We start from the raw sequence: 11,677 nt of genomic DNA on the forward strand, positions 1-11,677 counted from the left end.
AGATGCGCTTTTTTATTATCAATAATGAACGAGCTTTTTATGCTGTCTTTCCTTAATTCACTCCCCACTAATCGCAAAGCGTGGTTAGCCCTCGCTGGCGTTGCCACAGTGTTTGAATTAATTGCGATGTACTTTCAACATGTCATGGGGTTAGGTCCATGTGTAATGTGTATTTATCAACGTACAGCGATGCTTGGGCTGGTATTTGCAGGACTGATTGGCGCTATTGCTCCGCAAAACTTTGTTGTGCGATTAGCGGGTTATGGTCTATGGGGCTACAGCGCCATCAAAGGCCTGTTGTTAGCGCTAGAGCACGTAGAAATACAAACGTCTAACTCACCGTTTTTTAGCTGTGATTTTCGCCCTAATTTCGCTCATACGCTGCCACTCGATGAATGGCTACCATTCTTCTTTAAAGTCGGTGGTGATTGTGTCGCTATTACCTGGAGCTTCTTGGGATATTCAATGTCGCAATGGATGATTGTGATTTTTGCGGCGTTCACTGCTAGTTTTGCAGTAGTGGTGTTAAACCGCTTGCGCCCGAGTAATCAATTTAAAATTTAGTAGGTACTTTACTTTATAAGGTTGTTAGAAAGGCTTTGTTAAATTAGGTCTCCAAAAAAATAAGGGAAGCTTACGCTTCCCTTATTTTTTATTGTTAACTCTTAGTTAGCACCTTACCCGGCAATTGGCCGATGTACTGACCTTGCTCAATAACTTGCACGCCATTAACAAACACTGTTTCGACACCGGTGGACAACTTATTCCAATTTGAGAAAGTCGCCTTGTCGCGATAGTTTTCGATATCGAGTCCGATAATATCTGCGGCGTAGCCAACTTTGATTAAACCGCGCTTAGGCAATTTCAATAGTTTTGCCGTTTGAAAACTACTTTGTTTAACAAACTGCGCCAGGGTCATTAGCTGCTCTTGCTTGACGTATTGGCGATATTTCTTGGGAAAACTTGCATATTTACGCGGATGGCCGTCAGTGCCGTCGGATGAGGTAACTACCCAAGGTTTCACCATAAAGCCGCGAATATCATCTGGCGACATATTAAACGACGCCACGCGAATAGGATTACCTTGCACCAATTCAACGACAAGCTCGTTCGCACTTTTTCCGCGCTCTTTCGCGACATCCTCAAGCGTTTTACCAACCAGAGACTGATCATCAGCTACCGTAAATAACAGCGCATTCGGCCCGCCGCGACGACGGATATTTTCTTTGATTTCCGATAATATCCTGTCTTTAAGCTCAGGATTATTTAGCCGCTCAACGAAAGCTTGGCTTGAATCTGCCATGACCCATTTCGGCACGACGGCACTGTGCAGGTGAGTTCCTGATGCGCGCCATGGGTATTGATCAGCCGAAATGCTCACTCCTTGTGCCTGAGCTTGTTCTACTTTCTCAATTACCGGACCACTTTGCCCCCAAACATCGACGCCCAGAGCCTTGATATGAGCAAGGTGTAAGTGAATATTCGCCGCCTTCGCAATATTAATAGCTTCGGTGACAGCTTGAGTAAATCCCACATTAAAGGTGCTTTCATCGCGTAAGTGAGTGTCATAGATGCCATCGTATTTAGCGGCTACTTTAGCCAGCGCTATGACTTCTTCGGTTGCCGCATAACTGCCTGGAACATAATACAGTCCGGTGGAAAGCCCAATAGCACCGTCGCGCATCGCTTGCTCAACCAATGACTTCATTGCATTAACTTCAGCGTCAGTGGCATGGCGCTCAGCACGTCCCATCACTTTTTCACGCACACTGCCATGACCCACTAACAACGCGGTATTGGTTCCTATACCCTGCTCTGTAAGCTGCTGTTTTAAGCCTGCGACATCGACGATAGCTGCGCCGTCATTACCATTGACTACCGTTGTCACGCCTTGGGTTAAGTAATTTAGATTAGCAGCAGTATTAATATTTTTAAGTTCGCTTAAGCTATGGGTATGGGGATCGATAAAGCCCGGGGCAACCAACTGTCCGCCGAGCTCGATGCGCTTTTTCGCGTTGTATTGCACACTACCTTTTGCCGATACAGCGCAAATAGCTTCGCCACAAATACCGATATCGAGCGCTGTCGCAGCACCGCCATCGCCAATCATTACAGTATTTGAGCTAAGTAAAATATCAACTTGCGTTAAAGGCGTATCGGCTTGCTTTTGACAAGCGGTCAACAAAAGTCCACCGACAGCAAATAGTGATAAACGTTTAATGCTATTTTGCTTCATTGTTAACTCCATAAGCACTTGCTGGAGTCGCTAACATCTTGGCCATCAAGGTATCGCTAGCGTCTTTTGCCACCGTATCAATCATCACTCGATCAGTATTGTCGCCCATTTCGTAAGTGATAGCGTGAACGCCAAACGTATCTGCAATATACTGCTTGAAAACCCCTTTGTTTGGATTAGAGCCGGGCTTACCGAATACGGTAAATCCTTGTGGGGTCACTTTGGCAAGACGCTCAAGCCACTTTTCAACAAAATGAGGTGGTTTTAATCCGTAATCAGACGGCATGGTGTAAAACACATCTTTATACGTCGAGTGAAAGTCAGCGGCGAAACGAATTTTTCCTCCCGCGTTAACGATGGCTTGCAGTTTATCTCGCACTAGTCGAGATTCTACTTGGGCAAATTTTTTCCAATCTCGATTCAAATCTACGCCATTAGCATTATGACGCCAATTGCCATGTGCAACGCCGTCCGGATTGAGATTGGGCACCACCAAGATGTTATAGCGTTTTCGAAATTCAACCCCACGCTCACCGACTAAATTATCCACAAAAGGAAATAACGCCAAAGCACCAGTAACTTCAGGTGGGTGCATACGACCTAAAATAACTAACCATTCATCATTGCCCTTTGAAGAGGCTTCCAACATCGAGATATTGCGACCTTGAGTTGATTTCCCCAATACCGAAACCTTACCTTTGCCGTCTGACTGCAATTGCTTAAGCCATTTATCATAAGCAGCATTAGTAACAATTTCTTGAGCAGCAATATAAGTTTCACGCGCAGTGGCATCTATTTTAAAACGTAACTGCTTGGCTGACGCTTTGTGCGCTACAACTTGCCAAGTCTTACCGTCGATACTCATTTTCGGACTGTAACGGTGTTTGCCGTGAATATAATTTATAACCACTTCTAGTTGTTGCGGCTGCTTTGCATAGTATTTAAACGCATACCAAGGGCTGGGATTAATCGGCTTATTTTCAGGTGAAATTGCAATAGTCACTCGCTTTTCGTTAATGTCACAACCATTAACTCTGGCCGTATCAAAGTTGTAATCAATAACGACATTACCGTTGGTACATTGATTGACACCAGAGGCAATATTTGCCGAATCACTTATCGTAGATTGTGCAGGCGTTGTGGTATTGCACCCCGCAATAACACCGAATACTAAAATTGAAGCGATATAATTTTTCATAACAAAATCCAAAAAAATATGGCTCGATTACCGTGTTGTCAATCGAGCCATTTACTTTACGAGAGAGAAGAATTCTTAGAATTTTTTATTCAAGTTGACGTAAACATAACGCCCCATGCTTGAATAAACACTTGAGTTGTAGCCAAATGTTTCATCAGCAATTGGTGGTTTTTCATCGGTGATGTTACGCACGCCAAGTGTCACTTTGGTTTTGGCCATGACATCTTCTGGTAAACGATAGTTAACATAGGCGTCGAACTTAGACCAACTCTCGGTCTTGTAGTTAATTGACTCACCATCTTCAGTTAACTTGTAGTCTAGACTTGTATCCGTAATAGCGCCGATGTAGCGGTATTTAAAACCCGCTCCCCAGGCATCTTTACGCCAGCTAATTGACGAGGTTGCACGCCATTCTGGGCGACCGTTTTGCTCGATTAAACTACCAGTACCCGATACATCAACCGGATCGTCGCGATATAACAATGCTTGTTTTAACGCTTCATCGCTTGAGTTTTGCGCGGCGATAACTTGCGCACTGATGTCATCAGCAATTTGATCGAATTTAGTCAATTTTGCAGCGTTCACTTTAAATTTAAAATCACCGTACTGTGTGTCTAAATCGTATTGAATACTAAAGTCAATTCCCGATGCTTCACGATCTGAAAGGTTGATGTAGTTATTCGTAATCGCAACAACTTCATTGTCTTCGCCACCGCGTTGAATATTTGGATTGCCATTGCCGTCAGGATCTTGATGGCGCAATAGTGCATCGTAAGCCAACTGAGTCTGCGAATGAATTAGGCCAACGGTATCTTTTTGCTCAAGGTTCCACCAATCTAACGCGATAGTCAGACTATCTAGCGGTTGGAACACAATACCATAGCTGACACTAGTGCTTTCTTCTGGTTTAAGATTCTCGCTGCCGTTACGCACTTCTAGCACGCCATAGCGACTTTGGGTCAATAGATCGTTACGGGTATTAACACGCGATACATCTTTTGCCACAACCTGAGGTAAACCCGGTGCTTTAAAGCCCTCTGCATAAGCGGCGCGAACCTGTACTTTCTCGTTAATTTCCCATGCTAACGCTAGCTTAGGTTTCAATACATCGCCAACATCTGAAAAACGCTCGTAACGAGCAGCTACCTGCATGTCTATGCGATTTGCAAACGCCGTATCAACAGCTAACGGTACAGCAAGTTCAGCATATGCAGAGAAAACGTTTCGGCTACCAGCTGAATCAGGTGTTGGACTAGAGCCTAAAACCTGACTTGCGTAGATATCATTAGCTTTTGCGCCGCCGACAATATCTTGGAAATTTAGTGAAGTATTAAGAATATCTGAGCGTTTATCAGAAAAACTCTCATAACGATATTCAACACCAGCAGCGAAGCCAACATCGCCAGCAGGCGCTTCAAACAAGTCACCACGTGATACTTTAAAGTCAATTTGTGCTAACTCAGTTGCGCTATCACGAACAACATCAACCATGAAGTTATCAATCACCGATTGGCTGTTACCAGTTGGATCTCCAACAGTCACATTGTTTACGTCAGCACCATTAAAAACATCGTAGGCCGTCGCTTCATCAGTACTGTTAATCGCCTGTTGAAAACGTTGAGTATGCACGCGATTGGCTTTATCTTCAGTGGTCGCTTTTGAGTAAAGTACTGCGCTATCCCAGTCCCAATCGTTGTAGAAACCACGTAAACCGGTTAACACACGATAACTCTTATCTGTTACTTCAATATTACGCGGTCCAGTATCAATTGGACGATAACGGCGCAGTTGAACCTCTTCGCCAAACGGGTTGTAAAACGCGTCAGCGGCAATTGTGAAACGCTGTGAAGTTAGGTTAGATGTTTGTTCACGCACCCGGTCAGCAGTTGCGTAATAATACAATGCTTCGGCGTAAAGCTCTGTATCATCGCTAAGTTGGTGATTTAATAAACCGTAGAAGTTTCCACGTTCAACACCAGAACTCAATGAGCGATGAGCGTTGCGATCATAACGTTCATCGGCACCAACACCACCGCGATCCACACACACTCCCTCAACATTTAGTGCAGTTGTTGGATTACCTTGACTATCAGAGTTTTCACATCCAGCGAGAGTATCTGGTTGCAAATGGAAAGTACTTAACGTACTGGTTCTAAATTCGCCCCAAGGCGTCGACGAGTTAAGGTTGCGTAGATCGGTATTATAGATTGGCGTGCCGTCATCATTGGTTCCTGTTATACCAACGTAATCAGGGAAGCGAGAATTTCCGCGTAGATCCGCGCTTGCAGCATAATCCTTATCACTCGCCATCATTAACGAGCGTTTGTAATAACCCGCTGACAATGAAATATGGGTAGCTTCATCATTTAAATAGAAACCAGTTGCACCAGTAATGTTTAGAGCATCGCGTGAAGTATCTAGCTCATCGCCATACTGGATATTAATTTCAGAGCCTTCGTAATCATCTTTTAAAATGTAATTAACAACACCAGCTACCGCATCTGAGCCATAAATTGCTGCTGCGCCATCGCGCAGGACATCAACACTCTTTAAACCGCGCACTGGTAAGGTATTTGAGTTGGATGTGGTGACGGGAACAAAGTTCTCTGATTGCGTACCAGGGTGAAGTACCATGCGTCGACCGTTGAGTAGCACCAAGGTGTTTCCAGTGCCTAAACCACGTAAGTTATAAGAAGAAACATCACCACGGGCATCATTGACACCACCAACCGCACGACTGCTATTAAAAGCAACATCGCCTTGTTGTGGCAGGTCTGCAAGCAGCTCTGCACCTGTTAAGGCACCGCTGTTTTCAATATCTTCACTTGAAATCACGGTCATCGGCAGTGCACCATTGTCGTGATTTACCTTGATATGAGAACCCGTTACCGTTACTCGTTCAACTTCCTTCTCTTTCTGCGCTTTTTTCTTGTCATCAGCAGCCAAAGCGGTGTTTGACGCTAACGCTGCAGCAACACAGAAAGTTAAGTGCTTTAAGCGTAATGCTTTATTTTGGCTACTGCTTATATCTTTAGTAGTCATACCTACCTCTATTATTATTTTTGATACAAATGGTGCTAGTTCAATGATTAACCCAGTAACAGTGTTTGAAACTTTTGCCAATGGATAACAATTCATTAACCCTAGTAAACACCTAGTAACAGGTAATTCACAATAATCAGTTTGTACTAATGGTATAACCTTTGGTTATACTCTGAAAAACACAAGGTTGATTACTCAATATAAAGAACGTGATAGCGTTAACATATACCCACATAACTAAAAGAAATACGGGGCCATTTAATGTCTGACAAATTTGCCATTTCAAAGCAATCGCTATTAAGTCTAGTCTTAGTAATAGGGGCGTTGCTGACCGCTGTTTATATCAGCTTGTATTCTTCGCCGGTTTATAAAGAGCAGCAATTTACCTATGACATCTTTACCAATGACGCAGGCGAGCAAGTTTATTTGTACAAAGGAAAACAAACACTCGTTGGAGAAACAATTCCTTATTCTTCGTCGCCACTGCGCCAAGCAGCATTAGATACCGCTCCGCCCCCCAACATCAGCCAACAATGGGTATCGATGCCTAATGGCGATATCAAGCTGTTAAAGCCTGCGCAACACTTTGGGATCTTCTCACTAATGCCAGCGATTATTGCGGTGGCTTTGTGTTTATTACTTCGCGAGCCGCTTATCGCCCTATTAGCAGGTGTTGTCTGTGGCAGCTTTATTCTCGGTAAATACGATATTTTAAATGGTGTGTTAGTCCCCTCTTTGGCCACCAGCAGCACCGCAGCAATTTTATTACTCTATCTTTGGCTCCTTGGTGGTTTAATGGGGCTGTGGGCTAAAACTGGCGCGGCGCAAGCTTTTGCAGAAACCATGACCAAGCACTTTGTTAAAGGACCGCGTTCGGCAAAGTTCATTGCATGGTTAACCGGCATTATCTTCTTTCAAGGTGGCACCATGAGCACCGTTATTGTCGGTACTACCGTAAAACCGCTAGCTGACAAAGCCAACATCAGTCATGAAGAAATGGCTTATATTGTTGATTCTACGGCCTCGCCTATTGCCTGTATTCTAGCGTTCAATGCGTGGCCAGCTTATGTGCAGGCGCTAATTTTTGTTCCTGGGGTTGCTTTCCTTGCTACCGAAGCAGATCGCATAAATTTCTTTTTCTCGAGTATTGCGTTTAGCTTTTACGCTATTTTAGCTGTATTTGGGACTTTACTACTCAGTCTCAACTTTCTTAAGTTTTCTGGTAAGCCTTTGCGACAAGCTCACCAGCGCGCGCTAACAACAGGACAACTCGATGCGCCCGGTGCTAAACCAATGAGTGCTAAAGAGTTGACTCAAACACCTGTGCCAAGCAACTACCGCGCAAGCGCATATGACTTTATCGTGCCGCTAATTATTTTGATTGTTACCTCCATTGCCACCTTCGTGTTTCTAGGCAGCCCAAAGGTCAACTGGGCGTTTGGACTCGCGCTACTAAGCTGTGCACTGATGGCGATGGCTAAAGGACTAAAGATCACAGACTTGGTAGATGGTATTAACCAAGGACTCAAAGGCGTGGTATTAGCCAGTGTCATTTTAATGCTAGCTGTCACCATAGGCAGTATTAGTAAAGAGATTGGCGCTGGATTGTATATGGTTGATGTATTGGCTGGTGAATTACCATTTTGGGCCTTACCAGTGTTACTGCAGCTAATTACCATGGTTATTGCTTTTTCAACCGGCAGTAGTTGGGGGACTTATGCGATAACCTTTCCGCTGGCAATGCCTCTTGCGTGGGCGTTAGGTCAATCTTATGAATTAGCAAATCCCGAAATTTACTTAATGATTTGTTTTGCGGCAGTGCTAAACGGCAGTGTTTATGGCGATCAATGCTCGCCAATCTCAGATACTACGATTTTAAGCTCAATGACCACAGGCTGTGATTTGACCGACCACGTTAAAACCCAAATCATTCCCGCAACTTTTGCAGCACTCACAGCAGGCCTGCTGTGGACCGCTTCGACCTTTGTATTTGCAGCTTAGGAGTCATTCATGAGATTACGTCATATCGAAGTTTTTCACGCTATTTATGTCACGGGCTCTATAACCAACGCAGCCAATTTTCTACATGTATCGCAGCCGTCGGTGAGTAAAGTTTTAGCGCATGCAGAAATGCAATTGGGGTTCGCTCTTTTCCAGCGCATTAAGGGCCGTTTGGTACCAACCGCTGAAGCGCAAATGCTATTTAGTGAAATAGATAAAGTGTACAAACAAATCCGCTCGGTGCGCAATTCAGCCATTAACCTCAAGAAGGTGAAAACCGGCAATATAAACATCGGTCTGACGCCCGCGCTAGGATTTGATCTGATACCGAATGCGGTGGCGCAATACAAAGCCGCTAATCCGCAAGTAAATATCAACTTGCAAACCATGCATAACGACGAAGTTCACCAAGCATTATTGGAGCACAAAATTGACTTTGCGCTGATGTTCTCACCACCGCCATTGTCTGGCGTAACGGCGCAGAGTATTTGTCAGTCGGAACTTGTGATGATGTATCCGCAATCGTTTTATCCCCATCAACCCGCCAGCATTAATCTCAGTGAAATTGCCGGCCATCAAGTGATTGGCATTTGGGATAGTGGTCCGCTTGGTGATTTATTATGGAATCGCTTATCCGAAGATGATATCGAGGTTAATGCGGATATTAAGGTACAGACTTACTTTATTGCCGCGAGATTAGCTGCTCAAGGAATGGGCGTGTGTATTATCGATGAGTTTACGGCGCAAGGTAATTTGTGTCATGACGTCGCTATCGCAAAAATAGAACCCGCATTAAAATTTAATCTCAAGGCCTTGCACCTAGAAAACAAAACACTGTCTCATGTTGCTAATGATTTCTTAAACTTAATCAACGAATTAGCTAACGTTCCCAAATCAATTTAACAGCCATAACCTAGGGTTATGAGGTGCTAATAAAGGGGTATTTTCAATATAGGGTAAGAATCATTAGTTTAATTATTAGCAGGCACAGATGATGCCCCGAATAATAATTAGACTAGGATTTACCCATGAAAATACAAGCGCCTTATTTACTATTTCTAGGTGATGCTACCGATGAACTTTCAATTAAAATGGCCAAAGGTGTTGCCGATTGGCGACCAGAGTTGTGTACTGGAGAGTACCGCTTAGACAACTGTCAAGTGACTACAGGACTACCAGCAATGGATATTGCAGCAGCAAAAGCCGCTGGTGCAAAAACCTTTGTGCTAAGTTTTGCCAACTCCGGCGGCACTATTGATCCAGCATGGGTTCCTTATATTATCGAAGCGCTAAATCACGACATGCATATTGTTAGTGGCTTACATCAAAAACTTATCGATATTCCTGAAGTTTTTTCACTAGCGCAAGAGCGCGGCTTAGATCTTATTGATATTCGCCACCCAACCCAATCGTTTAAAACAGGTAAAGGTTATAAACGTCAAGGCAAACGCCTACTTACAGTCGGAACAGATTGCTCTGTTGGCAAGATGTACACATCATTAAGCCTTGAAAAAGAAATGAAGCAGCAAGGCTTTGATGTTGACTTTCGAGCTTCGGGTCAATGCGGTATCTTAATTGCGGGAGATGGCGTTGCTATCGACTGTGTTGTCGCAGACTTTATTGCAGGTGCTAGTGAAACCTTATCACCAGACAATACCGAAGATCACTGGGATATCGTAGAAGGTCAAGGTGCTCTCTCTCATCCTGCTTTCGCTGGTGTAAGCCTTGGCTTAATGCACGGTGCTCAACCTGATGCGCTAGTGATTTGTCACGCACTTAACCGCACCTCAATGCGCGGTATTGACAACCGACCACTGCCAACCATTGCCCAAACTATTGAGCAAAACCTCGCCGCTGCTCGTATCACGAACCCAGATGTAAAAGTCGCTGGTATCTCAGTAAACACCTCAAGTGTATCTGAAGAAGAAGCCAAAGAAATCTGCGCGCAAATCAGCCAAGAATTCAACTTGCCATGTGTTGACCCTGTTCGTCATGGCATAGGCGCTATTGTGGGTAATTTGTCATGAGGCCATTACATTGCATAATCAAGCATCAAAAATGGCCACTAGCCCGCGAATTTCGCATCTCGCGCGGCGCGAAAACCCAAGCTGATGTACTTACAGTATTACTAAGTGATGGCTATCACGTGGGCTGGGCTGAAGCGGTGCCATACAATAGATATGGTGAAACCATCGACAGCGTAAAAAAGGAGATTTACGCCTGCGTTAGACAATTAACAACACAGTCTACCCCTGCTGACCTGTTAGAATTGTTACCCGCAAGCGCGGCGCGAAACGCACTTGACTGTGCCTTGTGGGATCTGATTGCCAAGCGAGAAAACAAAGCTGTTCACGAGCTAATCGGCGAGCCTAAGCCAAACACTTGTACTACGGCGCAGACTCTCAGCATTGGTTCTATTGACGACATGAGCGAAGCTGCCAAAGAAATCGCCCATCAGCCGTTAATAAAAATCAAGCTCGATAACCAGTTAGTACTCGAACGCATGCACGCTATTCACAGTGCTGCGCCACAGTCTAAGTTCATTATTGACGCCAATGAAGCATGGAGTTTTGACGAATTAAAAGCTTGGCTCCCACAGCTAGCGAAGATGAATGTCGCCCTTATCGAGCAGCCTCTCCCTGCCGCTGAAGACGATGCACTTATCGATTTGTCGCCAGAAATTCCATTGTGTGCCGACGAATCCTGTCATACTAGCGATGATTTAACCCGCCTTAAAGGGCGTTATCAAGCGGTTAACATTAAGCTAGATAAGACAGGTGGTCTGACTGAAGCATTAGCCTTATTAGAAGCCGCAAAAAAAGAAGGATTCATCATAATGACTGGTTGCATGGTTGGTTCCTCACTAGCAATGGCACCAGCGTTTTTAATCGCCCAGCACGCTGCATTCGTTGATTTAGATGGTCCACTTTTACTAGCAAAAGATCGTTTATTTGCATTCCCTTTCGACAACGCAGAGATGCATCCGATGCCAATGCAACTATGGGGTGGCAATGCTAACTATCTCAATCGAGAGCTACTGAGTTTACTACCCAAGAAATACCTGATGTAACCTGAGGTAACATTACTTCTCTTGCATTTATCGTCTGCAAATTTTCAACGTTTTGTTGAGCCGCCATTAGACTAGTACTAATGGCGGTTTTTTTATGGCTATTCTTCAAATACGCTGAAACTATAACTAT

Annotated in this window: 8 protein-coding genes; 5 read left to right on the plus strand and 3 right to left on the minus strand. The window is 44.3% G+C overall.

Annotated elements, in window-relative coordinates; translation table 11 throughout:
* The first annotated feature begins 39 nt into the window (after nt 1–39).
* Nucleotides 40–564, plus strand: coding sequence for a disulfide bond formation protein DsbB (gene dsbB / locus MHM98_RS12495; RefSeq protein ID WP_343229215.1), 525 nt, complete (start codon nt 40–42; stop codon nt 562–564).
* Between the two features lie 94 nt (nt 565–658).
* Here dsbB and MHM98_RS12500 read toward each other — a convergent pair whose 3' ends face one another.
* The 3 genes from MHM98_RS12500 to MHM98_RS12510 all read right to left on the minus strand — a co-directional run bounded on the left by MHM98_RS12500 (nt 659) and on the right by MHM98_RS12510 (nt 6,476).
* Nucleotides 659–2,236: an amidohydrolase family protein gene (locus MHM98_RS12500; RefSeq protein WP_239439664.1), complete on the minus strand. Its 1,578-nt coding sequence runs from the start codon at nt 2,234–2,236 to the stop codon at nt 659–661.
* Nucleotides 2,223–3,434, minus strand: a complete 1,212-nt coding sequence (locus MHM98_RS12505; RefSeq protein WP_239439665.1) for a M14 family metallopeptidase — start codon at nt 3,432–3,434, stop codon at nt 2,223–2,225. Before MHM98_RS12505 ends, MHM98_RS12500 begins: the two co-directional genes overlap by 14 nt.
* Nucleotides 3,435–3,509: 75 nt before the next feature.
* The gene (locus MHM98_RS12510; protein WP_239439666.1) at nt 3,510–6,476 is read right to left on the minus strand and encodes a TonB-dependent receptor; all 2,967 of its coding nucleotides are present in this window, start codon (nt 6,474–6,476) and stop codon (nt 3,510–3,512) included.
* Nucleotides 6,477–6,737: 261 nt separating this feature from the next.
* Here MHM98_RS12510 and MHM98_RS12515 point away from each other — a divergent pair, with 261 nt between their 5' ends.
* From MHM98_RS12515 to dgcA, 4 genes are all read left to right on the plus strand, one after another.
* The gene (locus MHM98_RS12515; RefSeq protein ID WP_239439668.1) at nt 6,738–8,477 is read left to right on the plus strand and encodes a Na+/H+ antiporter NhaC family protein; all 1,740 of its coding nucleotides are present in this window, start codon (nt 6,738–6,740) and stop codon (nt 8,475–8,477) included.
* A 9-nt stretch (nt 8,478–8,486) separates the two neighbouring features.
* Nucleotides 8,487–9,380, plus strand: a complete 894-nt coding sequence (locus MHM98_RS12520) for a LysR family transcriptional regulator (protein WP_239439670.1) — start codon at nt 8,487–8,489, stop codon at nt 9,378–9,380.
* A 125-nt stretch (nt 9,381–9,505) separates the two neighbouring features.
* A complete protein-coding gene (gene dgcN, locus MHM98_RS12525) occupies nt 9,506–10,504 on the plus strand; it encodes an N-acetyltransferase DgcN (RefSeq protein ID WP_239439671.1) in 999 nt (332 codons plus the stop codon).
* Nucleotides 10,501–11,547: an N-acetyl-D-Glu racemase DgcA gene (gene dgcA / locus MHM98_RS12530; RefSeq protein ID WP_239439672.1), complete on the plus strand. Its 1,047-nt coding sequence runs from the start codon at nt 10,501–10,503 to the stop codon at nt 11,545–11,547. The genes dgcN and dgcA overlap by 4 nt, the downstream gene beginning before the upstream one ends.
* The last annotated feature ends 130 nt before the right edge of the window (nt 11,548–11,677 follow it).

The sequence above is a fragment of the Psychrobium sp. MM17-31 genome (assembly GCF_022347785.1).
GTDB lineage: Bacteria > Pseudomonadota > Gammaproteobacteria > Enterobacterales > Psychrobiaceae > Psychrobium.

Coding starts and splice junctions, on each gene's coding strand:
- dgcN (WP_239439671.1), top strand. CDS start 9,506: ATGAAAATACAAGCGCCTTATTTACTATTTCTAGGTGATGCTACCGAT.
- dgcA (WP_239439672.1), top strand. CDS start 10,501: ATGAGGCCATTACATTGCATAATCAAGCATCAAAAATGGCCACTAGCC.
- dsbB (WP_343229215.1), top strand. CDS start 40: ATGCTGTCTTTCCTTAATTCACTCCCCACTAATCGCAAAGCGTGGTTA.
- MHM98_RS12520 (WP_239439670.1), top strand. CDS start 8,487: ATGAGATTACGTCATATCGAAGTTTTTCACGCTATTTATGTCACGGGC.
- MHM98_RS12510 (WP_239439666.1), bottom strand. CDS start 6,476: ATGACTACTAAAGATATAAGCAGTAGCCAAAATAAAGCATTACGCTTA.
- MHM98_RS12500 (WP_239439664.1), bottom strand. CDS start 2,236: ATGAAGCAAAATAGCATTAAACGTTTATCACTATTTGCTGTCGGTGGA.
- MHM98_RS12505 (WP_239439665.1), bottom strand. CDS start 3,434: ATGAAAAATTATATCGCTTCAATTTTAGTATTCGGTGTTATTGCGGGG.
- MHM98_RS12515 (WP_239439668.1), top strand. CDS start 6,738: ATGTCTGACAAATTTGCCATTTCAAAGCAATCGCTATTAAGTCTAGTC.